Source organism: Marivivens niveibacter (genome assembly GCF_002150005.2).
GTDB classification, from domain to species: domain Bacteria; phylum Pseudomonadota; class Alphaproteobacteria; order Rhodobacterales; family Rhodobacteraceae; genus Marivivens; species Marivivens niveibacter.
Genome location: NZ_MSPP01000003.1, coordinates 47,241 through 73,788 on the forward strand (window position 1 = coordinate 47,241; position 26,548 = coordinate 73,788).

Sequence of the window (26,548 nt, forward strand, 5' to 3'; positions counted from 1 at the left end):
TTTTGTTATGTGTAAGGTGAATCGCATAAAGGGGGCGGTATGCGCACACAGGCAGAAATTGCGCAAATCAGGTATGGTCTGGGATTGTCGCCGCATGTCAGGTCGCCGACCGTTCCCAACGATATGTTGGATCGTTTGACGCGGTTTGATGCCGATGCCGTGCGTTTCCCGATCCCTTTGTTTGATGCCGCTCATCCAACATTACTGGAACAGCGGCTCATGCGCCGTGAACGCAGCGCCGCTGGTCAATCAGGCGACCCGATTGCCATAGCCGAAGTTCAAGAACGCTATCAGGCCCAAAGAAAAGCCCGCCGTGATGCAGAGTGGTTGCATTTTCGGACCAACCTTGCGCGCGGAGCATGGGGCGAAGATGCATTTCGCGAACGGCTCGCACGGTTTTGGGGCGACCATTTCACGGTTGCATCGCGTGTGCACGAAAGCAGCCATTTGGTTGCACCCTATATCGAAACAGCCATCAGGCCGAATATGACGGGCCTGTTTGCGGATCTGTTATGGGCCGCGGTGACTCATCCAATGATGATTGGGTATCTGGATCAGGGGCGATCCTATGGACCGAACAGCGTCTTGGGGCTGCGGCGCGGGTTGGGGTTGAATGAAAATCTGGCTCGGGAATTGTTGGAACTGCATACGCTGGGCATTGATGGCAGCTATGACCAAGATGATGTTCGCGAATTGGCTGAATTGTTAACGGGTCTGACGTATCGCCCTGATCGCGGTTTGTATTTTGATGCGGGCCGTGCAGAACCGGGTTCAGAGACCGTTCTGGGCCGTACGTATATGGCCGTTGCGGATATGTCGGTATTGCGTGCTGCGGTAGATGATATCGCGGCGCATCCCGATACAGCGTTTCACATTGCCCGCAAATTGGTCGTGCATTTTATTTCAGACGAACCGGACACGGCATTGGTCGCCGCATTAGCTGCGCGATTTGCTGAAACGGGCGGCGATCTGATGGCGGTTTATGATGCGTTGTTATCAAACGCAGCTGCGTGGGAACCCCTAGCCATGAAGGTTAAACAGCCGATGGGGTTTGTAACATCGACCTTTCGGGCGTTGGGCACGGACGTTGAACGGTTTTTCGACGCCCGACATACACACATCAAAAACGGTATTTACGTTCCGATGCAGACGATGGGGCAGGAATGGGAACACCCCATCAGCCCCGAAGGATGGCCCGAAGAGGCTGAAGCATGGGTCACACCCCAAGGCATGGCAGGCCGGATTAATTGGGCGATGACAGCGCCAGAACGCTGGGTTGATGAATTGCCCGACCCTAGGGAGTTTGTGGTGGCAGCGCTGGGCAACGGCGCGGATGCTGAATTGCGCTTTGCCGCACATGCTGCTGAATCTGTGCGCGATGGTGTGGGGATCGTTCTGGCCTCTGCTGCGTTTCAACGGAGATGACAATGATTGGACGCCGTGGATTTTTAAAACAAGGTCTGGCACTGGGCTGTTCGGCGGCTGCATCGCCGTTTATGACGCCGATCGCTTTTGCTTCGGCGCCGTGGAACACGCGGTTGGTGGTGATTGTCCTGCGTGGTGCGATGGATGGATTGCACATGGTGCAGCCTTATGGGGATCCAGCCTTTGCAGGGTATCGTCCGAATTTGGCCATGTCGCCCGATCAAGGTGGCTTTGATTTGGATGGATTTTTCGCCATGCATGGCGATTTGGCGCCTTTGTGGCCATTGTGGCAGGCGGGCGAATTGGGCTTTGTCCACGCTGTCTCTACGCCCTACCGCGATAAACGCAGCCATTTTGACGGACAGGATATTCTAGAGGCAGGCGGCTATCAGGTGGGGGATGTCGATGGCGGGTGGCTAAACCGTTTGGTGTCCCATTTGCCTGCGTCTACCCCGGAAATCGCTTATGCGGTTGGGCGCGAGCAGATGTTGATTTTGTCGGGGCAGGCGGATGTGTCCAGTTGGTCACCTGACGCCACGCTATCGCTCAGCCCCCAAGCGCAACGTTTGCTGCAACGCGTCTACGAAGGCGACCCACTGTTTGAACAGGCCAGTTTGGATGCGATCAATATCGCCCAAGGGTTAACGTCATCAGAAGATATGACCGATGACGACACCATGATGGGTGTGGCAAACGGGGGGCATGTGGAAATCGCGAAATTCGCGGCATCCCGTTTGGCGGGCGATGCGCGGATCGCAAGTTTTTCGTTGAACGGCTGGGATACGCACGTCAAACAAAATCGCAACTTGCGAAAATCATTCGCTAATCTGTCTGATGTTATCCTGACGCTACGGGCCTATTTGGGCCCAGTCTGGCAAAATACGGCCGTGATCGCGATGACAGAGTTCGGCCGCACCGTAGCGGAAAACGGGAATGAAGGCACCGACCATGGAACAGGCGGTGCAATGCTAACGGCGGGCGGCGCAATCCGCGGCGGGCGCGTTGTCACGAACTGGCCGGGTTTGGCCGAGGCCGATTTATACGCGCGCCGCGATTTGATGCCGACCCAAGACGTCCGCGCGATTGCCGGATGGATCATGCGCGGCGCTACAGATGTGCCGTTGGACGTTATTCGTGATGCCGTGTTCCCAGGGGTAGATATGGGAACCGACCCGAAATTTTTCCGCTGATTAGACGCCTGCGATTGTAGCGACGGCTGCATCATCCTGTGCAATGTTGCTGGCACTGGTGTCGATGACCGCAAAAATCGCAATGGACAGCATGACCAGACCTGCCGACAGCACCAACCAGTCAACCGCGTTGCTGCCTTTGTCGTCATTCCAGAACCGTTCCATAATTTCGGCCATGTCGCTTTTCCTAGTCTTGCTTATTCGTCTGATACGTTTGTGACGAAAGACTTGGACGCGTTAACGGACTGTTTGTGCCATTTTTGAGGTTTCGATCCAAAGAATTGGGCGAAAAAATGACAGCGTTAATTCAGGGCGCTCATCTTGGTTTCTAGCAATCGTGTTTCAATTAGGTCCGAAAGGACACGCATTTGATGGCAAATTGGTTGGCCGTTTTGACGCAGAGATTGCAATTGATCCAGCGCCGCCAAAATGGGCTGGTCGTCCGCGCATTCTGCTACACCGGACAGGAATTGATGCACGTAATCCAGCGTTCTGGGGTCCGCATTTATAGCGATCAGGCGCGCGATCTGGGTCAGGTCATCCCGATAAGCGATACGATCCGGCGCGATGTTTGTGGTGGGCAAACGGCGGGGGCCTTTGGGCCGGCGATCTATCGGCATGTGGTCTAGGATAGCGGCTTGAAATGCGGCCAAGCTATTGAAAGGTTTGCACATAAATCCGTCAGCGCCAGAAATTTTTGCGCGCATTTCCCCATCGGGGTCGCCACTGGTTGCCAAAATAGCTTGGACGCGGGGCGTTGCGCGGGACAGCTCGGAAATGAGGTCTTCTCCGTATCCGTCGGGCAGCCCTAGATCGATGATCGCGACTGAGGGTCGATAAATTCGCAGGTGTTGTCGCGCGCTGGCGATGCTATCGGCCCGGCGCAGTCGTGCCCCTGAACGTGATGCCATCATACGCATTGCTTCACAGGCGAAACGGCTGTCTTCGACCAGTAATAGCGTGACCCCCATCAGGGGACGTTCGGCGGTTGGCGGGCGGGTCAGTAGAAAATCGTCTTGGGTATCCATAGCGAATCCTCTGGCAGGGGGATCATGGCTTATGATTGCCTAGCTTGGTTGATGATCGGTTAACCTGCGACGCAACGACCGCTTTGCAAAATGCTGCGAGTGCGTAATAAAGTTGCGCAAATAGTGGGAGATTCTAAAATGATCGGACGTTTGAATCACGTCGCCATCGCAGTGCCAGACCTAGAGGCCGCATCCGCGCAGTACCGCGACACGCTGGGCGCCAATGTCGGCGCACCGCAGGATGAACCAGATCACGGCGTGACCGTTGTGTTTATCGAACTGCCAAACACCAAAATCGAATTGCTGTACCCGCTGGGCGACGATTCCCCGATCAACGGTTTTCTGGAAAAGAACCCGTCGGGCGGCATTCACCATGTCTGCTACGAGGTTGATGACATTCTGGCGGCTCGTGATCAGTTGGTCGAAAAAGGCGCGCGCATTTTGGGGAATGGCGAACCGAAAATCGGCGCGCATGGCAAACCCGTTTTGTTCCTGCATCCCAAAGATTTTCAGGGCACGTTGGTCGAACTAGAGCAAGTGTGACTTGCCCCGCGCCATGATCGGCGTATGTAACGCGGGGCGGGATATCCGCCCCGTTTGTATTTAGGAGGATCCGATGGCCATTACTTCGGCTTTGGTTTTGCTGGCTGTAACATGGTTTATGACGCTGTTTTGCGTACTGCCGATGCGTTTAACGACTCAAGGTGAGGCTGGAGAAGTTGTTCCAGGGACACATGCGTCGGCTCCTGCAAACTTTTCGGCCAAACGCACGGCGTGGGTCACGACCTTAATCGCGGTGCCGATTTGGGCGCTGATCACGGGTGTTATTTTGTCAGGCATTATCAGCGTCCGTGATCTGGACTATTTCCATCGGATGAGCACACCAGAGGTATCCCTGCCAGCGGCGACTGAATAATCAGCGCGCCGCCAGACGGTGGTATAGGTGGGTAAATGTTGCAGCGCCCAAGATCGGGATTAGCAGGTTCAGGATCGGGACCATCAACGGCACGGTCATCAAACAACCAGCGAACCAGATTTGCGCAGAGTACCGTTTACGCAAAACTTTTGCGCCCTGACGGCCTTCGCGGCGCATTGCGGCGAGCGTGAAATATTCACGGCCTAACAAAAAACCGTTCAGGCCGACGAAGATCGGAACGGTAAAGATCGGAAACATGATCGACAGCGCGAACGCGATAATGTTCGCCGCGATCAGAACGCCAAGAAAATTTACCGTATCAACGACGCCATCCCAAAAAGATGGCCCAGGCACATCTGGCAGATGCGGGTAATGTTTGTGTTCGACCGCTTGGGCGACGTCATCTAGAAACAGCGACGTCATGGCTGACGCCACAGGGACCATCAAAAACACGGACAAGACCATCATCAGGATCAAAGACCCGATGGAAAAGAACCCGTTCAACCAACCGACCTGACCGACAATGGGTAAGGTCACAGAGGATGGATCGGCCCAACTAATTAGCCCGACCAGAGCCATGTAAATTAGGACCAAAAGGCCAAAGGCCAGACCGATACCCAAAAACAGAACGCGCTGGAAACGCGAATCTGAAAGTTGGGCTACGGCTTTGGCAAAATCGGTAAAAATCATTTCCACGTCACGATGTTGGACAGGTCAGGGCGTGGGCGTTCTGGCGGAACCATGGATTCGGTGCCCAGATGAATGATGCCCGCGACTTTCTCGTCTGCGGTCACGCCTAGCTGTTCTGCCACGTGCTGCGGATCGTGGCTGTGCCAGCCAGAGACCCAGCTGGCCGCCCAGCCAGATGCCAATGTGGCGTTTACCAGCGACAGACAAACAGCGCCTGCCGAATATAGTTGTTCAATCTCGGGCACTTTGGCAGCGGGTTTTGGCGAATAGACTACCACGACGGCACAGGGCGATTGGGTATAGACGCCAACAGGTTTGTCGATGTTTGCCTGTTCAACGCCCAAACGTTCGCCAGCGGCTTGTAGTGTGTTTGCGTAGGCGGTTAGGGCTTCGTCGCTTAGCACAATAAACCGCCATGGCACCAAGGCACCGTGGTCTGGGGTGCGTGCTGCTGCCGTCAGGATGGTTTCCAATGCCGCGCGATCAGGACCAGGGCCTTTGATTGTTTTGGCAGGGCGCGAACGGCGGGTGGTCAGAAATTCCATAACAGAATCGTTATGGGCAAGCGGTGCAATTGTTGTGTTGGTCATCGAAATCTCCTGTTGGGGCAGATATCGGGGTTTGAGCCTGCAAATTCAATCACTAGCCTGCGCAGTATCTGCGGTTTAAACCTATTTTCTATGACGGATCTGACACATCTTATGCGCTCTGGCGCGATGATCGCTCTGCGTGTGACGCCCAAGGCTAGCCGCGACCGCATCACGGTCGAAGGCGATCAGATTCGCGTCTACGTGACTGCCGTGCCCGAAAACGGCAAAGCGAACGCAGCAGTCGTGAAACTACTGGCCAAGGCGTTGGGCGTGCCAAAGTCGCGCCTGACCGTGTTGAAAGGCGTCACATCCCGCGACAAGGTTATCCAGATCGACTGATCAGTCTTTGCGTAGGCGATAGACGCCCTCTGGTAGGTCCAGCGCGGCCTCTAGATCCTGAAGCTGCGAAAACGACAGCGTGATTTTCATCACCTGATCCGTCCGTGCGTCTAGTTGTTCGATTGTAATGCAGTCTTCGAATGCGGATACCGTAATATCCTCTTGAAGGTGGGTAGCGCCTTCGTCGACCAATGTGACGACTGTCGCGTCAAAATCATGCTCGATTGTAAACATAACATCAGCCTACGCCCGAGTTTTCCTAAAGAAAAGCCCTGATGGCGAAGCTGTGATTGATCGGGCTTTGACCTTTGTAGCGGTTGCAGAAATGATAGGGCGTCAAATGTAGGGATGTCCGATGCGGATCTTATTTGCAGCTATGTTTGCGGCGTTGTCTTTGGCAGGGTGCGCGATGGCGCCAATAGGCCCCATGCCAACCGTTGGGAATAGTGAGCCTGACTTTGCGCGGCGGGCACAGTTTCTACGCGTCGTGGGCAATGTTGAACCTGTGATCGAACGCATTTGCCGCGATACGACAGTCCAACGTGATTGCGATTTTTTGATTGTCGTCGATACCGCTGCCAACATGCCTGCGAATGCCTATCAGACCGTGGATCAACGTGGGCGGCCCGTCATCGCCTTTACCACTGCTTTGCTGAACGACATTCAAAACGACGATGAACTTGCCTTTGTTCTGGGGCATGAGGCATCGCATCACATTGCGGGTCATCTGGAACAAACCCAGCGCAATGCCCAAATCGGCGCCGAGATTTTCAGCGGCCTTGCGGGCATCGCTGGGTCTGGCGTACCGCAAGACCTGGCGCTGGCGCGAGAACTGGGGGCCGCTGTCGGCGCGCGCGCCTATTCCAAAGATTACGAGCTAGAGGCCGACAGGATGGCGGCACGCATCACCACGATCGCAGGATATGATGCGTGGAAAGGTGCGCAGTTCTTTTTCCGAATCCCTGATCCTGGTGATCGGTTTTTGGGATCGCATCCCGCCAATGCAGACCGTATTCGCGCCGTGCAAAACGTAGTCGCCAGCTTAAAATAGCATAACCATTGGTAGTGTTTTGCCGATCCTATTTTCCGCCTTGGCGGACCTTTTGGCACATTATTTGAAAATAAATCATTCCAATGGATAAAACGGCCAGCCCGTCGGTCGTTAACCTACCTGAACGAAAATTTCGCTGCACCGAAGGGGGTTTTGACATGAGCTCTATTCAACATAAGACGTTCCAAAAGTCTAAAAACGTTGCTGGTACGCCGCGTTGTTGTCTCGAACTGTTCCTCGCGGTCGAAGATGGGCACATGAATGCGACGAATGTCCATGAACTGTCCGAAACGTGCCAAAAGTGTCCGCGCAGAAACCGTGCGGGTGGGTGGATTAGTAACGAAAGCAGCATCGGTGTGTGGAGTGGGTGCGCACACCAGCAGCAGCTGAAAGATGCGATGAAAAGGTAAACGCGCCAAACGTTGGGTGGGCTTTGGCGTAACGAAAGCAAAGTTACGTGGCCTGTACAATGTGCTCTGATATCTGCGCCCGTCGTGATGCGCCTGTCATGCACCAGCAGGTGCAATCATGAGCTATACCGTCAAAACCCTACTGCCGGCCAAAGTCATCCACGACGCGGGCCGCGAAGACAGCCCCGAAGAAAAAGTAAACATCGTTGGCTTTGACGTCATTGATACCTCTGTTCTGGCCATGACGGTTGAGGATGCGGCCGGAAACATGCAGCAATTCCCGCTGTGGCCAACGGTTCGGATCTCTACCCGCTACGGCAAACAACAAACGGGCGATCAGCTGCTGGCCGAGTTGGTTAAGGCTGAAAAGGTCAACATGATCCAGCCGCCCAAACCGCGTCAGGAATTCCACCAACCGCCGCTAGAGCCTGTAAAGCTGGTCAAGCTGCGCAAATGGGAAGTCTACGCGCTGACCTTTGTCATCATGTTCTTTATCTGGGAAATCGTGCGGCACGCGTTATAACGGCTCGCATGAAAATTCTGGATAACATCATTTCCGACCGCGGATCGAAATATTCGGTGTCCGGCGCGCCCGTAAATTCGCCCGAGGATGCCAAGGCATTCATCAAAACCTTATGCAAAAACAAAAAGTTTGCCAAAGCGACCCATAACACATGGGCCGTTCTGCTGGACGACGGGCCGCTGAAAAACGACGACGGAGAAAGCGGCGCAGGCATGGTGATTGTGCGGATGCTAGAGCGCGAAAACCTACGCGGCCACCTCATCTGCGTCACGCGCTGGTTCGGCGGCAAACATCTGGGCGGAGACAGGTTCAGACACGTTCAGGATGCGGTCAGGGTTTATCTAGACGATCTGAACTAGCGTTTCGCCCGTGGGAACCACGGGCAGCGCCCGCCCCGCCCCCAAGGCGGGCGCTTCGCACCCACCTCGTGACGGGCGCCGCCCTTTGGAAACAGCAGTAGGGCGTTCATTCGCCTCTCATTGGACAGCATTCAATCTGAATGTCGTGCGCTATAAGTGTCAGTAATAAAAACTGTAAAAGCTGCGGCAGCTGTTACTGCAAGGCGAGCATGGCGAGGCTGAAGGCCCACGTGCTTGCCGTCTCGGCCGTGCCCAGTACCATATAACGAACGGAGTTCATTTACGCCTTTGGTTACCTGAAGCAAATTGCTTAACAGTCGTTTGATTATCTCTGCGCCTTTAGCTTCTTTCGAAATACTCTCTGGCACTAGGCGTAATTCTTTAACGACGGCTTTTGTAATTGTGGGAAAGTCATCGCGAGGTCCCGCAGGTTTCCCAAGTTCTAGTAATATTGCTTTACAACACGACTCTGTCAGGTCTTTGGCAGTCCCGATGGCTAAGGCTGGGTCTGAATCTACAGCGCTCCACGCTCGATCAATCTCGCCTTGCATCCAGCTAGATGAAAGTACTTTCGCGGAGTTGCGCGCTTTGTCCTCAAAATGTTTGGCGACGCCGTCGAGCATCGGGACATACCTCGGAAGCCCAGCCACACTTGCTTTTTGAACTAGTTTCCAGCCAGAGCCCTCTAGTAAGTTGTTAAAGTGAGATGCAAATCTGTCGATGGATGTTTTGTCTTTTCGAACAGCAGGACTGATTGTATCCGCAAGGAACGCTAAGAATTTTTCGTCAGGCAATTCAGAAATACTTAAGCGCCGGTCCGAAAGAGCCCAATTCGCTGTATAGTCGTCAAAACTAACACAATGACAGTAAACCTCTCCTTCCATTGTCTCAAAGCGAGAGTCATCGGAGGGGAAAGAGCTTAGGTCAAAGTGCCTACTAAGAAAGTCAACGTCGTTCATTTCTCCACCGTAGTAGGCTCCCTCGATCTGAAAGCAATCTAACATGTCCTGACGGACTGAAGGGGATAACCTATTCAAGACGCGACCTTACTTCAAAACACCCCACAAATCATATTCCCCAGCCTCATCGACTTCAACCTTAACGATATCGCCGACGGTTAGGCTCTCGGTGCCTTCGTCGATGAATAGGTTGCCGTCGATCTCGGGGGCGTCGGCCCATGTGCGGCAGGTGGCGATGCCGTCTTCGTCGATGTCGTCCACGATCGCTTCGACCGTTTTGCCGACTTTGGCCTGTAGTTTCGCCTCGGAAATGGCCTGCGCCTTTTCCATAAAACGTTCCCAGCGGTCCTGTTTCACCTCGGCGGGGACATGGTCGGGCAGGTCGTTCGACCGCGCGCCGTCCACGTTTTCGTACTGGAAACAGCCGACGCGATCCAATTGCGCCTCGTCCAGCCAATCCAGCAGAGTGTTAAATTCATCCTCGGTTTCGCCAGGGTAGCCGACGATAAAGGTGCTGCGCAGGGTCATATCAGGGCAAACCGACCGCCACGCCGCGATTTCGTCCAGCGTTTTGGCCGCAGCCGCAGGGCGGGCCATGCGTTTCAGCGTATCGGGGTGCGCGTGTTGGAACGGGATGTCCAAATACGGTAGGATCAGCCCGTCCGCCATCAGCGGGATCAGGTCGCGCACGTGCGGGTAGGGGTAAACGTAATGCAGCCGCACCCAAGCGCCCAAGCTGCCCAAATCGCGGGCCAGATCGGTGATATGCGCGCGGTGTTCGCGTTCTGTTTTGTGTTTAATATCAACGCCATAGGCGCTGGTGTCTTGGGAAATGACCAGTAGTTCTTTGACGCCCGCATCGACCAGCTTTTCCGCCTCGCGCATCACGGCATGGGCAGGGCGCGACGCGAGTTTGCCGCGCATGTCTGGGATGATGCAGAATTTACATTTGTGGTTACAGCCTTCGGAGATTTTCAGATAGCTGTAGTGGCGCGGCGTCAATTTCACGCCCGACGCAGGCAGCAAATCCACAAAGGGATCGGGTTTCGGCGGCACGGCTGCGTGGACGCTGTCCAGCACTTGTTCATACTGATGCGGGCCCGTCACGGCCAGAATGTTGGGGTGATGTTCGCGGATATAGTCAGGTTCAGCGCCCAAACAGCCGGTCACGATGACTTTGCCGTTTTCAACCAGCGCCTCGCCGATGGCGTCCAGCGATTCCGCCTTGGCCGAATCCAAGAAACCGCAGGTGTTCACGATGACCGCGTCCGCGCCCGTGTAGTCAGGGCTGATCTGGTATCCTTCGGCGCGTAGGCGCGTCAAAATCCGTTCGCTATCTACCAACGCTTTTGGGCAGCCCAAAGAGACCATGCCGATGGTCGGCTGGCCGTCACGTTTTTCAGTATCGAAGCGGGGCTTTGGCGCCAGATCGGGGCGCAAGCTTGGCGGATTTTGAGACATGACAGCCCTATAATCCTGAATCTTCTGCCGTTAAAGAGATTAGAGAGCCGCGAGGATCAAAATCGCGTTTCTATCCTTTTGGTAAGTCAAAGGGGGCTATGCAGGCTGCCTTTAGTTACGTATTGGTAAGAAATGCTATACACGTATCGAAACCGCAATTCTGACTGTCCTTATGAAATGGCGCTGGGTTTGGTGTCAAAACGGTGGAAGCCGCGCATTTTGGCGATCCTGTCGGAACAGACCCTACGATATGGCGATCTAAAGGACGCGTTGGAGGGTGTTTCGGACAAAGTGCTGACCGGCGCATTGGATGATCTGACGCGAGACGGGTTAATCAGCCGCACGGCGTTCGCAGTGATCCCGCCGCGGGTTGAATATGCGCTCACGCCGCAAGGTGAAACATTACTAGAGGCGTTAGAGCCGCTGGCAAATTGGGCAAAACAAGAAAACGGACGATAGACCAGTTACATCATTTATTACCTAATGGTGAGAAATGATATTTATTGGCGTTCGTTTCTGATCGCTTCTGCGATTAATGCGCTTATTGCGTCGCTGCCTTTGATCGATGGGTGGATCAAATCAAAACCGTGAAAGCTGCGATCACCAAAAGGCACAAGGTCCGCAAGCGATACAAACACCACACCGTCATCGGTTTCAGCGAACTTTGCAATCCGTGCATCCATTTCGTCACCAATGGGACCGCAGGATTCAATGGGGCCGTTTATGCCAGGGGTGCGCAGGTAGCCAGTATACAGTACCCGCGCGCCCGTTTCGCGCAGATCGCGGATTGTATCAGGGATAACGCCCGTTTGTCCGTCGGCTGAAATCAGGCGATCCAGACGTCGATCACAGGCTCCACAGCCACAACCGAACAGAATGTCGTTGCCGCCGCCGTTCATGACGACCCATTCCCAATTACCTGCTACGTACTGGCTTTGGATTTTCATGCCTGCTGCGCCGCTGACGGGCAGGTTGTAGATCAGGCGGGCGCCAGAAACGGATCGATCAACGACTGTCGTTCCTAACCGGTCCTGTAATTTATCCGCAACGCTGTTTCCCGTCAGTCGATTGAACGCCATCATGGAGTCGCCCAATAGCAATATTTGCGGTTCCGAGGGATCCTCGACCGTGTCAGTGCAGGACATGGTCAGAATGCTGACCAAAACGATGAAAAAACAGCGCAACATAAATCACCCAAACATTTGCCGGCTTCACATCGGCATATATAACCCGTGAATACGTCCAAATTAGGTCGGAAAATCTTCCTGAACAGAACGGCGGGTGATTCGCATGAAAAAACCCGCCTCTTTGGGCGGGTTAATCCGTCTAAATTTGGTGCCAATTAGCGGCGGCGATCGCGGCGCGCGCTCATTGGTTGGAAGGCAACGCCGACGTGCGCTTCGCAGTATGGTTTGCCCTGTTGGACGGGCAGACCGCAGAACCAGAAATCAGGCGTCGCAGGGTCGCCGATTGGCCATTTACAGGTGCGTTCGGTCAGTTCCATCAGCGAAATTTTCTTGGCGGTTTTTTCCACCTCGTTCACGCGGGCCAGGGCCTCGGGCGAAATTTCGTTGGCCGATGGTTGCGGCGGCAAAGGCTGTCCCGCAGGGATAATCGCCTTGCGTGCTGGGCTCATTGGCACAGTGGCAGGAGGCTGCGCTGGGGCAGGTTCTGCGGCTTTCGGCTCTGGCTTGGGGGCCGGTTTCGCCTTGGGCTTTGGCGCTGGGGCCGCCTTTGGTGCCTCGGCTTTGGCCGCTTTGGGGGCGGCTGCCGCACCCGCGCTGGTCGCGCGGTTGGATAGGCCCAAACGGTGCACTTTGCCGATCACAGCGTTACGTGTAACGCCGCCCAGTTCTTTTGCGATCTGGCTTGCGGATTGGCCTTCGCCCCACATCTTTTTCAATAGCTCGACGCGTTCGTCGGTCCAGGACATATGAGTTCCTTTGACATTTTTGGCGGGCGCAGCGCGGCATCCGTCCTTGCAACATTGGTCAGAGACCTATTCTAAGCACCATTGAGCGGGATACAAGCGTTCGAATCGCGAAAACAGGAGAGGATGATGCAAGAACACGTCGCAATGGGCGTTCGCCGCTTTGGTCGAGTGAACTGGTTGGGCCTTTATACGTTGATAAGACGCGAAATTTTGCGGTTCATGAACGTCTGGTCGCAAACAATTATGGCGCCGTTGATAAATGCGGGCCTGTTCCTGCTGATTTTCACAATCGCCATCGGTTCCCAACGCGGAGACGTCATGGGCGTGCCGTTCATGCATTTTCTGGCGCCTGGCATCCTGACGATGACGGTCATCCAGAACGCGTTTGCGAATTCATCGTCGTCGCTGACCTCGGCCAAGGTGCAGGGGAATATCGTCGATACGCTGATGCCGCCGCTGTCCGCAGGTGAATTGGTTGCGGGCTATGTGTGCGGAGCTGTCGCGCGGGGCCTGTTGGTGGCTGTCGTCATCGCCATTGGGGTCTGGCTGTTTTTGGGCGTGGGCATGCAGCATCCGCTGTGGGTGCTGACGTTCGTTGCTCTGGGCGCGGTATTAATGGGCGGTTTGGGCATCATTGCTGCGATTTTTGCCAATAAATTCGATCAGTTGGCAGCGATCAGCAATTTCATCGTGACCCCGCTGTCGTTCCTGTCGGGCACGTTTTATTCGATCGATGCGCTGCCGCCGTTTTTGAATAAACTCAGCCATGTGAACCCGTTTTTCTACATCATCGACGGCGTGCGTTACGGCATGATCGGCGTGTCCGATGGCAGCCCGTGGCGCGGTCTATGGGTGGCGGCGCTAGCGGCGACCATCGTTCTGTCGATCTGCTGGTACTGGTTCCGCAAAGGTTACCGGCTCAAAGCATAAAACGCTTTGCATTATGCCAGGTCGCCCCTATACGGGCGGCATGATGACCTGTGCGCAAAACACCACGATTCGACGCCGACGCTAATTAATTTAGCGCCGCGCTCTTTTGCGCACCCATCTTCCTTCCTTACACGTTGACATGCCCCCGCCAGCTTGGCACCAATCGGGCTTCTAATTTTAAAGGGTTTGACCATGATCCCCTCTGTTTTGCCGACCTATAACCGTGCGCCACTGTCTTTTGTCGAAGGCAAAGGCTCTTGGCTGATCGAGGCGGACGGCCGACGTTTTCTGGATTTGGGCGCGGGCATCGCGGTGAATTCTCTGGGTCATGCGCACCCTGATCTGGTTGCAGCCCTGACAGGTCAGGCAAACGCGCTGTGGCACGTGTCGAACCTATATAAAATCCCTGCGCAACAGGAGTTGGCGGACCGCCTGGTCGATGCGAGCTTTGCAGACACCGTGTTTTTCACGAACTCGGGCACGGAATCGTGCGAATTGGCCGTGAAAATGGCGCGCAAATATCACTATGAAAAAGGCGCGCCCGAGCGCACAACGATCATCACCTTTGACGGATCGTTCCACGGTCGTTCGTCCGCAGGTATCGCTGCGGCGGGTTCGGAAAAAATGGTCAAAGGCTTTGGCCCGTTGCTGCCTGGTTTCAAACACCTGAAATGGGGCGACCATGACGCCCTGCGCGCGGCTGCTGCTGAACCAGATGTTGGCGCGATCCTGATCGAACCTGTTCAAGGCGAAGGCGGCATTCGTCCGCTGCCAGATCAATGCCTAAAAGGTCTGCGCGATTTGTGCGACGAACACGGTATCCTGTTGATTTTGGACGAAGTTCAATGCGGCGTGGGCCGCACAGGCAAATTGTTCGCACACGAATGGTCGGGCGTCACACCTGATATTATGATGGTCGCCAAAGGCATCGGCGGTGGTTTCCCGCTGGGCGCTGTTTTAGCGACTGAAAACGCGGCCTATGGCATGACCGCTGGCACGCACGGGTCCACCTATGGCGGCAACCCGTTGGCCTGTGCTGTTGGGAATGCCGTGATGAAACACGTCGCCGACGATACGTTTCTGGCCGAAGTAAACCGCAAAGGCGCGCTGTTGCGTCAGAAACTAGAAGGGCTGGTGGCCTCTCATCCTGACGTGTTTGAACACGTTCGTGGGGCGGGCTTGATGCTGGGTATCAAATGCAAATGCCCGAACACTGATGTTGTGGCCGCTGGCTATGACCAAGGCGTTCTGACGGTTCCCGCAGGGGACAACGTGCTGCGTTTGCTGCCCGCACTGAACATCAGCGATGACGACATCGATCAGGCGATCACCCGTCTGGATGCCGCAGCAGCCCAAATTGAAAAGGGCTAAGGCCCAAGCGAAAGATTACACGATGACCCATTTTCTGGATATCAACACTACCTCGCCCGAGGATTTGCGGGCCATTATCGACAGCGCCAAAGCGATGAAATCCGCGCGTCAGGGCCAGCCCAAGGGCGCCTTGGACGCAGACAAACCGCTGGACGGCCGCATGGTCGCGCTGATCTTTGAAAAACCATCGACCCGAACCCGCGTGTCGTTTGACGTGGGCGTTCGCCAGATGGGCGGTCAGACGATGGTTCTGTCGGGCACCGATATGCAGCTGGGCCACGGCGAAACCATCGCCGATACCGCGCGTGTTCTGTCGCGTTACGTCGATATGATCATGATCCGCACGTTCGAAGAACAGACCCTGCTAGAAATGGCGGAATATGCGTCCGTTCCAGTGATCAATGGCCTGACCAACCGCACGCACCCGTGCCAGATCATGGCCGACATCCAAACGTTCGAAGAACATCGCGGTTCGATCGCCGGTAAAAAAGTGGTCTGGTCGGGCGACGGCAACAACGTTTGCGCGTCGTTCATCCATGCTGCGGGTCAATTCGGTTTCGACCTGACCTTTACCGGCCCTGAAAAACTGGACCCAGAAACCGTGTTCATCGAAGAGGCTCGCGCTAAAGGCGTGACCATCGACATCGAACGCGACCCGATCAAAGCTGTCGAAGGCGCAGATCTCGTCGTGACCGATACGTGGGTGTCGATGCATGATCCGGCATCAGCCCGTGAACGCCGTCATAACCTGCTGCACAAATATCAGGTAAACGAACGCCTGATGGCTGCGGCAAAACCTGACGCGTTGTTCATGCATTGTCTGCCTGCCCATCGCGAAGACGAGGCAACAAGCGCCGTGATGGATGGCCCGAATTCGGTGATCTTTGACGAGGCGGAAAACCGTCTGCACGCGCAAAAAGCCATCATGCGTCACTGTCTGGGCGCATAAAAATAAAGGGGCCTCGGGGGCCCCTTTTTCAATTACAGCGCTAGGCCGATGGTGACGGTGCCGGTGTATCCGGTTTCAGGATCACCAGTGACGACCATGGTGCGCTGTTCCATTTGCGCGTCTGAACTGTCACCAAATACCATATCGCGGGTCAGGGACTGGCGACCCAGATTGCGGATGCCGTTGGAATACAGATCGCTTTTCGCGTTGTAGACGGTTTCGCAGTCGTCTTCGTTGAATGCGATCTGCGAAATCAGCAGGCTATCGCGGCCCGTTGCGATGTCATCTGGGGATGCGAAGACCTCAAAATGCATGTGCGGCCAGCGGCCATCATAGCAGCCAGGGAAAATGCTGGTGAATTTCACGATGCCGTTTTCATCCGAAATACCCACGCCGCGCAGATAGTTGCGATCGGTCGTGTCATACAGCGAATACAGGCCCGTTACATCGCAGTGCCATAGATACAATGCATAACCCGAAACAGGGGCGCAGTTATCGTTCACATTGACCAGTTGCAGCTGCATATCCAGCTGCACACCTTCGGCGATGGTGCCTTCGTAGTCGCCAAACGACGTGCGTAAGTCTTCGCGGATTACGCCTTCTTGGGTCAGGACATTGACGGTTTGACCCGCTTTGGCGTTGGTGCCATCCGCAGGGTAAGGGCCCGCTGTTTCTTGTTGATCGACAACGCACATCAGGTCAGCCGCTGCCGCAGGGCCAGCCAGCGCAATACCAGTGCCTAAACCTACTAACATCAATGCTTTACGGCGACCAATCAGGCGCGGCAGATCGTGTTGTAATCCGTGGTCATGGTCATGAATATCTGACATTTTGAAATTCCTTTTGTTCGCGTTTCATAGGTTCAACGCATAAGGAATTGTTTTCCGTCATAAGTTTTCCGAATACCTGCTACCCGATAGCTTGAAGAACGAGAAATGCTGCGGCGGAAAATAAGGCGGTGACAGGCAAGGTGACCATCCACGCTGCGATGATGGTCATGAAATGGCTGCGCCGCACCAAACGGCGATGGCGGCGTTCTTCGACTGCGGTTCGGGGCTGTAGCGTGGAACGTTTTTGTTTTTGCGCTTGATCCCATTCGCGAAAGAAACCAACGCCAAAGACAGCGCCGACCGCGATATGCGTTGATGACACAGGCAAGCCAAACCCGCTGGCAATAATCACCGTGACAGCAGCGGATAATGCAACGCAAAATCCGCGAATTGGGTTCAGTTTGGTAATCTGGCTGCCGACCATGCGGATCAATTTGGGGCCAAACGTCATCAGGCCAAACGAAATGCCCAAGGCGCCAATCAACATAACCCACAGCGGGATTTCTGCATTCAGGGAAATATCGCCATAGGTGTAGCTATGAACAATCGCGGCCAGTGGACCCACGGCATTTGCAACATCGTTCGCGCCGTGGGCAAAGGACAACAAAGCCGCGGCGATAACCAATGGCATTCGAAACAACCGTTTGATTGATTTCGTACGATTTTCCAAACGAACTGATTTTATACGGATGATCGGTTTCGCAACGGCAAAAGCCAGTGCAGCCAAGACGCCTGAGATCAACGCGACGCGAATTGTAGGCGGCGCGTCGACAACTTTGCTAAGGCCTTTGGTCATCAAGTAGGCAGAAAAGGCCCCCGCCATGATGGCGAAATAGACGGGCAACCAACGGCGGGCGGCTGCGATTTTGTCGTCTTGGTCTAGGATCGTGCGTCTTATTAGGCCTAAAAATATCGCTGCGACCAAACCGCCAGCAATTGGTGACGTGACCCACGAGGCCATGATAATCAACACGGCGGACCAGTTCACGACGGCAAACCCTGCGCCTGCTATGCCTGCGCCCAAAACGCCGCCAACAACCGCATGGGTGGTCGATACCGGTGCGCCGATCCATGTTGCGATATTTACCCAAAGGGCCGACGCGATCAGGGCCGACAGCATCGCCCACATAAACACCTCTGTCGTCGGAGCGGCGGTGGGTTCTAATAGATCGCGCGAAATTGTCGTGACGACATCACCGCCTGCGATCAACGCGCCCGCAGCTTCGCAGATCGCGGCGATTGCGATGGCAACCCCGATGGGCAAAGCGCCAGCCCCCACCGCTGGACCCATATTGTTTGAAACGTCGTTGGCTCCGATATTCAGCGCAAGGTAGGCGCTAAAAACGGCTGCTGCGATTACCACAGCGGCTTTTGTTTCAAAGCCAAAGAAAACAGCGGCTTCGATGCCTGCGGCGACAATGAAAACTAGCGCGATGCCCATAGCCACCAACCGTCGTCCCGATATGAACGACGCGGTTTCCAGAACGGAAATCCGTTTGAGGTCTTTGTCCAGCGACTGCCAGTCATCTTGTGGTTTGTGGTTCATACTCATCGCGTAAGCCTGACAGGTCGTCGATTCAAGCCTGTCGTCTCGGTTTTAGCGGTTAGCAATCCACTGACGTAGAAAATCCGACAAATCCATATCATCGACTTCCTCTGGTGCGGCGTCCAGATCGACCAAACGGCGTTCACGTTCGGATATTTCGGGATAATCATCGGCCAATTCGTCGACGGGGATAACATAGACAAATGTTTCGCAGTCGAACCGCAGACCACTATCGCGTTCTTTGACCGTATCAAAACGGCCCGCAAAGCTGAAATTTTCTGGTTTGGAAATAACACCTGCCTCTTCCCACGCTTCCAGCGCGGCAGTCTCGGCACCTGATTTTCCGTTTTCTGGCCAGCCTTTAGGTATGATCCATCGTCCGTTCGATGAAGTGATCAAAACGATTTGTGTCTTGTCGCCGTTAGCGCATATACACAGCGCCGCAAACTGCACTATTTTGGGGCGTTTCAGAATGGGCGTGACCACAGCGGCCAACATTCTAAATAACGACCTGAACATAAGATTATCGGCTTTCGGGTTAGGGATGGATGTACCTACCAATACTGTCAGCCTGACGCAAATTTTGACGCTTGGAAAGGCAGACAAATGGACACTTTGGCAAATCTTGGCCTGTACGGTCTGGGCACGATGGGTAGCGCGCTGGCGCTGAATATTTTGGACAATGGTTTTGCGCTGCACGTTGCGAACCGTTCCAAGGACGCAACAGATGCTTTCGCGACCGAAGCGACCGAAGCGTCGCTAGCAGACAAACTGACTACGCATGGTTCTTTGGCTGATATGGCGCGCAACATGCCTGCGCCGCGTGCGATCATCCTGATGATCCCAGCGGGCAAGCCTGTTGAAACCGCAATCGAAGACCTGTGTGATCTGCTGGAACCCGGCGATACCATCATCGATGCAGGCAATACCGATTTCCACGACACCCGACGCCGCACTGCCTATGTCGAAGGCCGTGGCCTAACCTTTATCGGCATGGGCGTTTCCGGTGGAGAAGAGGGCGCACGCAACGGCCCATCGATCATGGTCGGCGGTACACCTGACGCATGGTCGGGCATCCGTCCTGTGATCGAAGCAATTGCAGCCAAATTCGAAGACGCACCTTGCGCCGATCATCTGGGTCCAGACGGCGCAGGCCACTTTGTGAAAACCGTGCACAACGGCATCGAATACGCTGACATGCAGATGATCACCGAGCTCTACGGCATGATGCGCTACGGCCAAGGCATGGAGCCAGCAGCCATCGGTGCGCGTTTTGAATCGTGGGATACAGGTGCGCTGAAATCCTATTTGGTGGAAATCACTGGCAAGGTTCTGCAAGCGACTGACAGTAAAACCGGCAAACCCGCCGTTGATGTGATCTTGGACAAGGCTGGTCAAAAAGGCACTGGCCGCTGGACCCTGATCGAGGCGCTGCGTTTGGGCCAATCCGCATCTTCGATCGAAGCTGCTGTTGCGGCCCGTTCGTGGAGCTCGGAAAAAGAGACACGCGTTGCCGGCGAAGAAATTTTGGCTGGAACGCGCAACGCTGTCGAATTGGGCGAAGCCGATTATGCAGATGCACTGCTGGCTGCGCGCATCATTGCATACGCCCAAGGTTTCCGTCTGCTGTCGGCGGCATCCGATGAATACGAATGGTCGTTGGATTTCGCACGTATCGCTGAAATCTGGCGTGCGGGCTGTATCATCCGTTCGTCGTTGTTGGATGATATTTCGGCAGCATTCCGTGGTGATATGCCTCACGGCCAATTGGTGTTCGCGCCAGCTTTTGCAGACCGTCTGTCGAAAACCGTTCCTGCACTGCGCCGCGTTGTCGCTGCTGCTGCGCTGGGCGGCCATCCGATCCCTGCGTTGGCATCGGCGCTGTCGTTCATCGATACCTTTGCGATGGCACGTGGTTTGACAGATTTGATCCAAGGTCAGCGAGATTTCTTTGGCATGCACGGGTTTGAACGACTGGATGACGGATCCACAGGCCAACACGGCCCTTGGTGGGAATAAAGATGAGGCGCGGGATGATCCCCGCGCCTTGTTCATTTCTGTCTGGGTTTTGCCCGTAGCGTCGGATCGGCGGTTGTCGGGTCGTCGGGCCACGGGTGTTTAGGATACTGTGCGCGCATGTCTTTGCGCACGTCGGGATATGAATTGACCCAAAATCCTGGAATATCCGCTGTCACCTGAACCGGTTTTTGCCCGGGCGATAGCAGCGTAAACCGAATGGGGGTGTTGCCGATCATCGGGTGCTGCGTGACGCCAAACATTTCCTGAACGCGGACGGTGATTTGCGGCAAATCGCCATCGTAATCAATTGGCAGTTTTCGCCCCAGCGGCGTTTCAAAATGCGCGGGCGCGGATCGATCCAATAGTTGTAGCTGTTCCCAATCCAACATGCCGCGCAGCGCGTTCAGCGGATCGAATTTTTTCCAATCCTCGGCATTTCGAACACCGTCCAAGTGGGGCAGCAGCCATTGATCGATGGTCTGCATTAGGCTTTCGTCATCCATTGCAGGTAGCCTATCGCTGCCATCGCGGACCAGTTCGACCCGCGCGCGGAACCGCGCTGCAGCCCCCGATAGTCGTAAGCCCAGATCACGCACGCCATCCAGCATCGCGACCGCAATATCGTGGGGGTCGGCATCGCCATTGTTGCGGTCGTCCAGTACCAATGCGCCAAACCGTTCTTGTTTGCGCGTCAGAACGCGGCGGTCGCGTTTGGACCATTCACACACGTCCATCCATTCGATTTGGTCGGCAAACAGTCCGCGCAATTCGCTGTCGGAAATGGCGATCGCCTGACGCACTTTGGCTTCGCGCGGGTTGCCGTCTAGATCGGTGGCGATGATCAGCCGTTGACCGGCCAAGGCGTCACCATCAGGCATGATCGCGCCTTTGCCGCCCGACAGAATGAAACGAGGCGCGTCGCCTTTGCGGCGCAGGCCAATACGGTCGGGGTAGGCTAATGCGGCCATTTCTGCCCAAGACAACGTGGGTTTATCCGACGCATTTTTCGCCAGTCGTTTCGCTTCGGCTCTGATCCGGTCCAGCGCGCCGCGATTGGCGCGGGGGTCGCCATTCTGAATGGCCCGCATGCGCAATGTCAGATCGGTCGATACGCCCATCAATGGATCGCGGTCCGCCAACAGCGCCGCCAAAGGCGCGGCCTGTTTGCCCGCGACCACCATCATATGCGCCAGTCGGGGGTGGACGGGCATTTTTGCAATGTCTGACCCGTGCGGCGTGATTAATCCCGCGTGGTCCAAGGCCCCTAATTGGGTCAGCAGAGCGCGAGCTTCGGCCAAGGTGCCTTCGGGTGGGGGCGTCAAAAACGGCAGGTCGGATGATCCCCAAACCGCCAGTTCTAACGCGAGGCCAGCCAGATCGGCGGCTTCGATTTCGGCGGGGGGGAAGGCGGCCATCGATCCTTCTTCGCCTTTTGTCCACATACGAAAACAGGTGCCTTCGGCCACGCGGCCGGCGCGGCCCGTGCGCTGGGTGGCTTCGGCTTTGGTGACGCGTTCGGTGACCAGTCGGGACATGCCTGAAGATGGATCATACCGCGACCTGCGTGCGCGTCCGCAATCCACGACGACGCGGATATCTTCGATCGTCAGCGATGTTTCAGCGATAGATGTCGACAGCACGACCTTGCGGCCCGTTTTCACTGGGGCAATCGCGGCGCGTTGTTTGTCGAACGGCATGGCACCGAACAGCGGGCGTATGTCGATATCACCAGGCAAGCGACCCGTTAGAGCGGCCTCAATCCGTCTGATTTCGCCTTCGCCCGGTAGGAACACCAGAACGCCGCCCGTGGTTGATTTGACCGCCTGCGCGACCAAATCTGCCGCTGCGGTTTCAAACCGAACGGATTTATCGACGGGGCAGTCAAGGTGCTGAATATCCACGGGATAGGCGCGGCCCTGCGACGTGATGATCGGCGCATCGTCCAACATCGCGGCAACGGGCGCGGCATCCAGCGTTGCTGACATGACGACCAGATGCAGATCATCGCGCAGCGCCTGAATAATTTCCCACGTCAGTGCAAGCCCAAGGTCCGCATTCAGCGACCGTTCGTGGAATTCGTCAAAGATAACAGTCCCGATGCCCGTCAATTCGGGGTCGGATTGCAGCATGCGGGTCAGGATGCCTTCGGTCACGACTTCGATTTTCGATCCCGATTTGCTGTCGCCGCGCATGAGGTAACCCACGCTTTGCCCTGTCTTTTCGCCCAGTTGTTCGGCCAAACGTTCGGCGGCGGCGCGGGCCGCGATGCGGCGGGGTTCCAGCATGATGATTTTGCCCGCGTTCGTGCCTGCCTGCATCAGGGCAAGCGGCACACGCGTTGTTTTACCCGCGCCGGGCGGCGCCTGTAGCACCGCGCGTCCGTGGGATTTCAGCGCCGCGATCAGATCGGGCAGGGCAGCATCAATGGGCAAAGTCATGGATGCTGTTTAGGGGGCGCCGCAGGTCTGGCGCAAGGGGGCTTTATTTCACGATGTGTTCGTCCTTGACGAACAGGTTCGCCCACGCGCGATCAATTAGGTCGGGGGTCATCTGATAGGGGATACCTTCGAAATCGCAGATCGAGATAATCTGATCTAACAAGAACCCCGGCTGATAGTTCGCAAAGACGTTGTTGATCGTCGGGTATTTGTTTTTCAACAAATGCACCAAGGCAGGTTCATTCAGCGGCACGCCTTTTTTCTTTGCGATCATGGCAAAGATTTTCAGGAAATCCTGTTTGCTAGGTCCATCGATTTTGATTTTGTAGAAAATCCGGCGCAGCGCCGCTTGGTCAAAGATTTCGTTCGGGTGGAAGTTCGTCGAAAAAATCACCAGCGTGTCGAACGGCACTTCGAATTTTTCGCCCGACTGCAGGGCAAGGATATCGCGGTTTTCCTCTAGCGGAACAATCCAGCGGTTGACCAGTTTCTGTGGCGGGTCCTCTTGACGGCCAAGGTCGTCGACGATGAACACGCCACCTGTTGATTTCAGCTGCAAAGGCGCCTGATAGGTCCGCGCCACAGGGTTGTAGACAAGGTTCAGCATGTCCAGCGACAGCTCACCGCCCGTAATCACGGTTGGGCGTTCACAGCGGACGTATCGCGTGTCGAATTTGCCCGACGTGCGGCGCAGCGAATTGGGGTCGTCCAAATCTTCTTCTGCTGCGGAATGAACGATGGGGTCGTAAACGGTGATCACCTGACCGGCGTATTCAATCGCGCGCGGGATATAGATTTTGTCGCCCAACGCGTCGCGGATACCGTTTGAAATCGACGATTTACCGTTACCCGGAGGGCCATACATCAGGATCGAACGCCCTGCCGAAATCGCGGGCCCCAGTTCGCCAATCAGCGGCGGAGGAAGGATCAGATGGCCCATCGCCTCTGTCAGGCGCTGGCGGGTCATTTGCAGGTTTTTAATCGACTGGCGTTTGACTTGTTCGGCGTAAACGGCCATGGGCACAGGCATCGCGCCGTAATATTCGGATTGGGCCAAGGCCTCTTGCGCGCGGGCGCGACCACTGTCGGTCAGCTGATAGGACATTTCATTCGATGAATTGGCGTGCAGCGTGCCCAGCGTCTCCATCAGGTTCTGACCGCGCGCAATTTCCACCAATTCCTGCGTCACAGGGATGGGCAGCGCGATCGTGCGCGCGATGTCGGACACCATCGTTTTGTTCGTGCGGAACATCGTTTTGATCAGGATGTCGCGCATCATGACGATGGGTAGCTGCATCGCATCCAACGAACGCGGGGCGGGTGGCGCCATAACGGAACTGGTTTGCATGTTCATAAACGTGGCCTGTGTCTAATGCGCCGCGACCTGTCAGAGTTTCCAAAGCCGCGACGATGAATCGTTGCCCGACCTGATTGGCCAATTAATGTGGCTAAAAAATGGACAAACCATTGAAAGAGGCAGGCATGAGCAAAACAAACCGCGGCGCGGTTCTATTGGTGTTGGTGGCGGTGCTGATCGCTATGGGTGGAATTTCCCTACTAAAGGGCGGATTTTTCATCGGAAAACACGAAGGCGACACTATTCATCTGGTTGATATTGTCATGCGTATGTCGATGGGCCAAAAACCGCACAGCGATTTCATGACGCCGATTGGGTTTCTGGCCTTTGCGCCTATGTCGATGTTCGTCGCATGGGGTAGTGGAATCGGCCATGCGATCATCCAGAGCCAGATTTTCGTAGCGATCGCTTTGCTACCTGCGATTTGGTGGGTGTCTGTGTCACGACTGCCCAAACGGTTGGCGATGGGGTTTGGCGTGGTCGTGTTGGTCATGATCCTTGCACTGGTCCATGGCGAGGCCAACAGCGCCGTATCCATTTCAATGCACTACAATCGTTGGGCTTGGGCTCTGGCCTATCTTGCGATTATGGGTTCGATCCTGCCGCCCATCTATGGTCAATCGCGTATCGCTGATGGTGCGATTATTGGTGGCGCTATGGCCGCGCTAGTACTGATCAAAGTCACCTATTTTGTGGCTTTTGCGTTGCCAGTTGTACTTGCGCTGATTGTGACGCGCCAAATCATGACCTTTGTCTATGCCATCATTGCGGGTTTGATCGTCGCTGGAGCAGTCACCGCGCTTTACGGCGTTGATTTTTGGTTCGCTTATCTGGCCGACTTGCAGGCGGTTGCCTCTTCGGAAACGCGCGCTGCGCCTGGGCTGCCGCTGGATCAGATATTGATTGCGCCCGCCTATATGGGGATCACCGCGATCGGCGTTGCAGGTGTTATCCTGCTGCGTCAGGCGGGGGCTATGGCGGGGGGCTTGGTCCTGCTGACATTGCTGCCTGGGTTTGTTTATGTGACCTATCAAAACTATGGCAACGATCCGCAGTGGTTGCTGCTATTTGCCATTCTGGTTTTGGCGCTGCGTCCGGAAACCGACCGTCGCGCGCCATCAGGGTTAGAGCTGCGCGGGGCGCTGGGCATCTTGGCGGTTATTGCGCTGACCTTTGGCGCGCCGTCGTTACTGAATATGGCCTACAGTCCGTTCCGCCATAATGCAGTCGATACGACAGATTACATTCCAATGTTCTTTGAAACCGAAGGCGCGTTGTCGGATCTATACGCTTTTGCCCCTCGGATCGTTCAGGTCACGGAAAAACGCGGGCTTGATGGCGTGGGCGAATATTTTCACGAATGGAACGAATTGGCGGATCGGGGCGAGCCGACCGAATTCATGGGCATGACCTTTGATGATTGCACGCTGGACGGCGGCATGGCGGCCTATTCGGAATCGATCGGCGCCGAACTGACTGCTGTGAACGGTCAGCCAGTGTTTGTCGCAGATATCTTTAACGCGCTGTGGCTGTATCAGGATTTCGCACCCGTCACGGGCGCCGCGCCATGGAATTACGGCGATTTATCAGGATTTGAAAACGCGAGCCATTTGTTGGTGCCGACCTGCCCGATGTCCGCGCAGGTGCATGGTGCCATTTTGGATGCGATTACAGATGCAGAGGCCTCGCTGACCGAAATTGACCGCACAGAGATGTATATCTTGTACGAAATCGGGTGATTAGGCCGCGATAAACGGTGCAATCAGATAGGCGATCAAGGCCATTCCCAATGGAAATCCCATTGGGAACCTTTTGCCGGTGGACCAACTTTCCCAATTTGGGGCTAGTTTGCGCAGCGCCGTATATTTCGCAACGCGGTGCAGGCCCACGCCAATCAGAATTGCAGCGGCGAGGATATACATCATCATTGGCGCATCCTGTCTGGACACAAATGGTGCAGCGGCTGCGATAAATTTGGCATCGCCCGCTCCCATCAGGCCAACGGCATTTGCAACAACGCCAGCGACCAGCAACGCGACCAGATGTACCCAGCGCCACGCCCATACATCCAAGGGCAACGCGATAAGGCCAATCACTGCAAATACTGCGATCAGGGCCAACACTGCCTTGTTCGGAATTTTCATCGAACGCAGGTCGCTATAGGCCACATAGATACAAATTGGGGCGACTGCGGGTAGAAACCACGCAGCTTGGGTCGTTGTCAGGTCCATTGG

At 55.5% G+C, this 26,548-nt stretch carries 29 protein-coding genes; 14 read left to right on the forward strand and 15 right to left on the reverse strand.

Annotation, left to right across the window (positions count from 1 at the left end; genetic code table 11):
- Positions 1 to 39: 39 nt before the first annotated feature.
- Entirely contained in the window at positions 40 to 1,425 is a 1,386-nt protein-coding gene (locus BVC71_RS08930) for a DUF1800 domain-containing protein (RefSeq protein ID WP_086451335.1), read from the forward strand.
- The gene (locus tag BVC71_RS08935; protein ID WP_086451336.1) at positions 1,422 to 2,615 is read left to right on the forward strand and encodes a DUF1501 domain-containing protein; all 1,194 of its coding nucleotides are present in this window, start codon (positions 1,422 to 1,424) and stop codon (positions 2,613 to 2,615) included. The genes BVC71_RS08930 and BVC71_RS08935 overlap by 4 nt, the downstream gene beginning before the upstream one ends.
- Here the strand turns inward: BVC71_RS08935 and BVC71_RS15460 are convergent, their stop codons facing one another.
- Both BVC71_RS15460 and BVC71_RS08940 read right to left on the reverse strand, forming a co-directional pair.
- Positions 2,616 to 2,792 carry a hypothetical protein gene (locus tag BVC71_RS15460; RefSeq protein WP_165767750.1) on the reverse strand — a complete coding sequence of 59 codons (177 nt, stop codon included), beginning with the start codon at positions 2,790 to 2,792 and terminating at the stop codon, positions 2,616 to 2,618.
- Positions 2,793 to 2,917: 125 nt separating this feature from the next.
- Entirely contained in the window at positions 2,918 to 3,643 is a 726-nt protein-coding gene (locus BVC71_RS08940; protein WP_086451337.1) for a response regulator, read from the reverse strand.
- Between the two features lie 138 nt (positions 3,644 to 3,781).
- Between BVC71_RS08940 and mce the strand changes: the two genes are divergently transcribed.
- Together mce and BVC71_RS08950 are read left to right on the forward strand one after the other, a co-directional pair.
- Complete coding sequence (mce, locus tag BVC71_RS08945) at positions 3,782 to 4,186, forward strand: methylmalonyl-CoA epimerase (RefSeq protein WP_086451338.1); 405 nt, start codon at positions 3,782 to 3,784, stop codon at positions 4,184 to 4,186.
- 73 nt (positions 4,187 to 4,259) lie between these two features.
- Positions 4,260 to 4,559 (forward strand): DUF1467 family protein, encoded by a 300-nt coding sequence (locus BVC71_RS08950; protein WP_086451339.1) that lies wholly within the window; start codon positions 4,260 to 4,262, stop codon positions 4,557 to 4,559.
- Here the strand turns inward: BVC71_RS08950 and BVC71_RS08955 are convergent, their stop codons facing one another.
- Together BVC71_RS08955 and BVC71_RS08960 are read right to left on the reverse strand one after the other, a co-directional pair.
- On the reverse strand, positions 4,560 to 5,249 hold the full coding sequence (locus tag BVC71_RS08955) for an EI24 domain-containing protein (protein WP_086451340.1): 690 nt from the start codon (positions 5,247 to 5,249) through the stop codon (positions 4,560 to 4,562).
- Positions 5,246 to 5,839 carry a nitroreductase family protein gene (locus BVC71_RS08960; RefSeq protein ID WP_086451341.1) on the reverse strand — a complete coding sequence of 198 codons (594 nt, stop codon included), beginning with the start codon at positions 5,837 to 5,839 and terminating at the stop codon, positions 5,246 to 5,248. Before BVC71_RS08960 ends, BVC71_RS08955 begins: the two co-directional genes overlap by 4 nt.
- 90 nt (positions 5,840 to 5,929) lie before the next feature.
- Here BVC71_RS08960 and BVC71_RS08965 point away from each other — a divergent pair, with 90 nt between their 5' ends.
- On the forward strand, positions 5,930 to 6,178 hold the full coding sequence (locus BVC71_RS08965) for a DUF167 domain-containing protein (RefSeq protein WP_086451342.1): 249 nt from the start codon (positions 5,930 to 5,932) through the stop codon (positions 6,176 to 6,178).
- Here the strand turns inward: BVC71_RS08965 and BVC71_RS08970 are convergent, their stop codons facing one another.
- Entirely contained in the window at positions 6,179 to 6,412 is a 234-nt protein-coding gene (locus BVC71_RS08970; protein WP_086451343.1) for a hypothetical protein, read from the reverse strand. It abuts the gene before it with no gap.
- Positions 6,413 to 6,533: 121 nt separating this feature from the next.
- Between BVC71_RS08970 and BVC71_RS08975 the strand changes: the two genes are divergently transcribed.
- The 3 genes from BVC71_RS08975 to BVC71_RS08990 all read left to right on the forward strand — a co-directional run bounded on the left by BVC71_RS08975 (position 6,534) and on the right by BVC71_RS08990 (position 8,521).
- Positions 6,534 to 7,229, forward strand: a complete 696-nt coding sequence (locus BVC71_RS08975; protein ID WP_086451344.1) for a M48 family metalloprotease — start codon at positions 6,534 to 6,536, stop codon at positions 7,227 to 7,229.
- A gap of 528 nt (positions 7,230 to 7,757) precedes the next feature.
- Positions 7,758 to 8,162: a hypothetical protein gene (locus BVC71_RS08985; protein WP_086451346.1), complete on the forward strand. Its 405-nt coding sequence runs from the start codon at positions 7,758 to 7,760 to the stop codon at positions 8,160 to 8,162.
- Between the two features lie 8 nt (positions 8,163 to 8,170).
- Positions 8,171 to 8,521 (forward strand): YigZ family protein, encoded by a 351-nt coding sequence (locus BVC71_RS08990; protein ID WP_086451347.1) that lies wholly within the window; start codon positions 8,171 to 8,173, stop codon positions 8,519 to 8,521.
- A 131-nt stretch (positions 8,522 to 8,652) separates the two neighbouring features.
- Here the strand turns inward: BVC71_RS08990 and BVC71_RS08995 are convergent, their stop codons facing one another.
- On the reverse strand, positions 8,653 to 9,558 hold the full coding sequence (locus BVC71_RS08995) for an abortive infection family protein (RefSeq protein ID WP_276267972.1): 906 nt from the start codon (positions 9,556 to 9,558) through the stop codon (positions 8,653 to 8,655).
- A 9-nt stretch (positions 9,559 to 9,567) separates the two neighbouring features.
- Complete coding sequence (gene rimO, locus BVC71_RS09000; RefSeq protein WP_086451349.1) at positions 9,568 to 10,941, reverse strand: 30S ribosomal protein S12 methylthiotransferase RimO; 1,374 nt, start codon at positions 10,939 to 10,941, stop codon at positions 9,568 to 9,570.
- A gap of 132 nt (positions 10,942 to 11,073) precedes the next feature.
- Here rimO and BVC71_RS09005 point away from each other — a divergent pair, with 132 nt between their 5' ends.
- The gene (locus BVC71_RS09005; protein WP_086451350.1) at positions 11,074 to 11,400 is read left to right on the forward strand and encodes a winged helix-turn-helix transcriptional regulator; all 327 of its coding nucleotides are present in this window, start codon (positions 11,074 to 11,076) and stop codon (positions 11,398 to 11,400) included.
- Between the two features lie 41 nt (positions 11,401 to 11,441).
- Here BVC71_RS09005 and BVC71_RS09010 read toward each other — a convergent pair whose 3' ends face one another.
- Positions 11,442 to 12,128 carry an SGNH/GDSL hydrolase family protein gene (locus BVC71_RS09010; protein ID WP_240516823.1) on the reverse strand — a complete coding sequence of 229 codons (687 nt, stop codon included), beginning with the start codon at positions 12,126 to 12,128 and terminating at the stop codon, positions 11,442 to 11,444.
- Between the two features lie 155 nt (positions 12,129 to 12,283).
- The gene (locus tag BVC71_RS09015; RefSeq protein ID WP_086451351.1) at positions 12,284 to 12,874 is read right to left on the reverse strand and encodes a GcrA family cell cycle regulator; all 591 of its coding nucleotides are present in this window, start codon (positions 12,872 to 12,874) and stop codon (positions 12,284 to 12,286) included.
- A 126-nt stretch (positions 12,875 to 13,000) separates the two neighbouring features.
- Here BVC71_RS09015 and BVC71_RS09020 point away from each other — a divergent pair, with 126 nt between their 5' ends.
- The 3 genes from BVC71_RS09020 to argF all read left to right on the forward strand — a co-directional run bounded on the left by BVC71_RS09020 (position 13,001) and on the right by argF (position 16,124).
- On the forward strand, positions 13,001 to 13,804 hold the full coding sequence (locus BVC71_RS09020; protein WP_240516824.1) for an ABC transporter permease: 804 nt from the start codon (positions 13,001 to 13,003) through the stop codon (positions 13,802 to 13,804).
- A gap of 192 nt (positions 13,805 to 13,996) precedes the next feature.
- Positions 13,997 to 15,175, forward strand: coding sequence for an aspartate aminotransferase family protein (locus BVC71_RS09025; protein ID WP_086451352.1), 1,179 nt, complete (start codon positions 13,997 to 13,999; stop codon positions 15,173 to 15,175).
- Positions 15,176 to 15,197: 22 nt separating this feature from the next.
- Entirely contained in the window at positions 15,198 to 16,124 is a 927-nt protein-coding gene (gene argF, locus BVC71_RS09030) for an ornithine carbamoyltransferase (protein WP_086451353.1), read from the forward strand.
- 32 nt (positions 16,125 to 16,156) lie between these two features.
- Here the strand turns inward: argF and BVC71_RS09035 are convergent, their stop codons facing one another.
- The 3 genes from BVC71_RS09035 to BVC71_RS09045 all read right to left on the reverse strand — a co-directional run bounded on the left by BVC71_RS09035 (position 16,157) and on the right by BVC71_RS09045 (position 18,998).
- Entirely contained in the window at positions 16,157 to 16,954 is a 798-nt protein-coding gene (locus BVC71_RS09035) for a dioxygenase family protein (RefSeq protein WP_086451354.1), read from the reverse strand.
- Positions 16,955 to 17,033: 79 nt separating this feature from the next.
- Entirely contained in the window at positions 17,034 to 18,500 is a 1,467-nt protein-coding gene (locus tag BVC71_RS09040; RefSeq protein ID WP_086451355.1) for an inorganic phosphate transporter, read from the reverse strand.
- Positions 18,501 to 18,551: 51 nt separating this feature from the next.
- Entirely contained in the window at positions 18,552 to 18,998 is a 447-nt protein-coding gene (locus tag BVC71_RS09045) for an NUDIX hydrolase (RefSeq protein WP_165767751.1), read from the reverse strand.
- 108 nt (positions 18,999 to 19,106) lie between these two features.
- Here BVC71_RS09045 and gndA point away from each other — a divergent pair, with 108 nt between their 5' ends.
- Entirely contained in the window at positions 19,107 to 20,519 is a 1,413-nt protein-coding gene (gene gndA, locus BVC71_RS09050; RefSeq protein WP_086451357.1) for an NADP-dependent phosphogluconate dehydrogenase, read from the forward strand.
- A 32-nt stretch (positions 20,520 to 20,551) separates the two neighbouring features.
- Here the strand turns inward: gndA and hrpB are convergent, their stop codons facing one another.
- Entirely contained in the window at positions 20,552 to 22,957 is a 2,406-nt protein-coding gene (gene hrpB, locus BVC71_RS09055; RefSeq protein WP_086451358.1) for an ATP-dependent helicase HrpB, read from the reverse strand.
- Between the two features lie 43 nt (positions 22,958 to 23,000).
- A complete protein-coding gene (locus tag BVC71_RS09060) occupies positions 23,001 to 24,311 on the reverse strand; it encodes a P-loop NTPase family protein (RefSeq protein WP_086451359.1) in 1,311 nt (436 codons plus the stop codon).
- A gap of 128 nt (positions 24,312 to 24,439) precedes the next feature.
- Here BVC71_RS09060 and BVC71_RS09065 point away from each other — a divergent pair, with 128 nt between their 5' ends.
- A complete protein-coding gene (locus BVC71_RS09065) occupies positions 24,440 to 26,053 on the forward strand; it encodes a hypothetical protein (protein WP_133064510.1) in 1,614 nt (537 codons plus the stop codon).
- Here BVC71_RS09065 and BVC71_RS09070 read toward each other — a convergent pair whose 3' ends face one another.
- A complete protein-coding gene (locus BVC71_RS09070; RefSeq protein ID WP_086451361.1) occupies positions 26,054 to 26,545 on the reverse strand; it encodes an A24 family peptidase in 492 nt (163 codons plus the stop codon).
- Between the last annotated feature and the right edge of the window lie 3 nt (positions 26,546 to 26,548).

Coding starts and splice junctions, on each gene's coding strand:
- BVC71_RS08930 (WP_086451335.1), top strand. CDS start 40: ATGCGCACACAGGCAGAAATTGCGCAAATCAGGTATGGTCTGGGATTG.
- BVC71_RS08935 (WP_086451336.1), top strand. CDS start 1,422: ATGACAATGATTGGACGCCGTGGATTTTTAAAACAAGGTCTGGCACTG.
- BVC71_RS15460 (WP_165767750.1), bottom strand. CDS start 2,792: ATGGCCGAAATTATGGAACGGTTCTGGAATGACGACAAAGGCAGCAAC.
- BVC71_RS08940 (WP_086451337.1), bottom strand. CDS start 3,643: ATGGATACCCAAGACGATTTTCTACTGACCCGCCCGCCAACCGCCGAA.
- mce (WP_086451338.1), top strand. CDS start 3,782: ATGATCGGACGTTTGAATCACGTCGCCATCGCAGTGCCAGACCTAGAG.
- BVC71_RS08950 (WP_086451339.1), top strand. CDS start 4,260: ATGGCCATTACTTCGGCTTTGGTTTTGCTGGCTGTAACATGGTTTATG.
- BVC71_RS08955 (WP_086451340.1), bottom strand. CDS start 5,249: ATGATTTTTACCGATTTTGCCAAAGCCGTAGCCCAACTTTCAGATTCG.
- BVC71_RS08960 (WP_086451341.1), bottom strand. CDS start 5,839: ATGACCAACACAACAATTGCACCGCTTGCCCATAACGATTCTGTTATG.
- BVC71_RS08965 (WP_086451342.1), top strand. CDS start 5,930: ATGACGGATCTGACACATCTTATGCGCTCTGGCGCGATGATCGCTCTG.
- BVC71_RS08970 (WP_086451343.1), bottom strand. CDS start 6,412: ATGTTTACAATCGAGCATGATTTTGACGCGACAGTCGTCACATTGGTC.
- BVC71_RS08975 (WP_086451344.1), top strand. CDS start 6,534: ATGCGGATCTTATTTGCAGCTATGTTTGCGGCGTTGTCTTTGGCAGGG.
- BVC71_RS08985 (WP_086451346.1), top strand. CDS start 7,758: ATGAGCTATACCGTCAAAACCCTACTGCCGGCCAAAGTCATCCACGAC.
- BVC71_RS08990 (WP_086451347.1), top strand. CDS start 8,171: ATGAAAATTCTGGATAACATCATTTCCGACCGCGGATCGAAATATTCG.
- rimO (WP_086451349.1), bottom strand. CDS start 10,941: ATGTCTCAAAATCCGCCAAGCTTGCGCCCCGATCTGGCGCCAAAGCCC.
- BVC71_RS09005 (WP_086451350.1), top strand. CDS start 11,074: ATGCTATACACGTATCGAAACCGCAATTCTGACTGTCCTTATGAAATG.
- BVC71_RS09010 (WP_240516823.1), bottom strand. CDS start 12,128: ATGTTGCGCTGTTTTTTCATCGTTTTGGTCAGCATTCTGACCATGTCC.
- BVC71_RS09015 (WP_086451351.1), bottom strand. CDS start 12,874: ATGTCCTGGACCGACGAACGCGTCGAGCTATTGAAAAAGATGTGGGGC.
- BVC71_RS09020 (WP_240516824.1), top strand. CDS start 13,001: ATGCAAGAACACGTCGCAATGGGCGTTCGCCGCTTTGGTCGAGTGAAC.
- BVC71_RS09025 (WP_086451352.1), top strand. CDS start 13,997: ATGATCCCCTCTGTTTTGCCGACCTATAACCGTGCGCCACTGTCTTTT.
- argF (WP_086451353.1), top strand. CDS start 15,198: ATGACCCATTTTCTGGATATCAACACTACCTCGCCCGAGGATTTGCGG.
- BVC71_RS09035 (WP_086451354.1), bottom strand. CDS start 16,954: ATGTCAGATATTCATGACCATGACCACGGATTACAACACGATCTGCCG.
- BVC71_RS09040 (WP_086451355.1), bottom strand. CDS start 18,500: ATGAACCACAAACCACAAGATGACTGGCAGTCGCTGGACAAAGACCTC.
- BVC71_RS09045 (WP_165767751.1), bottom strand. CDS start 18,998: ATGTTGGCCGCTGTGGTCACGCCCATTCTGAAACGCCCCAAAATAGTG.
- gndA (WP_086451357.1), top strand. CDS start 19,107: ATGGACACTTTGGCAAATCTTGGCCTGTACGGTCTGGGCACGATGGGT.
- hrpB (WP_086451358.1), bottom strand. CDS start 22,957: ATGACTTTGCCCATTGATGCTGCCCTGCCCGATCTGATCGCGGCGCTG.
- BVC71_RS09060 (WP_086451359.1), bottom strand. CDS start 24,311: ATGAACATGCAAACCAGTTCCGTTATGGCGCCACCCGCCCCGCGTTCG.
- BVC71_RS09065 (WP_133064510.1), top strand. CDS start 24,440: ATGAGCAAAACAAACCGCGGCGCGGTTCTATTGGTGTTGGTGGCGGTG.
- BVC71_RS09070 (WP_086451361.1), bottom strand. CDS start 26,545: ATGGACCTGACAACGACCCAAGCTGCGTGGTTTCTACCCGCAGTCGCC.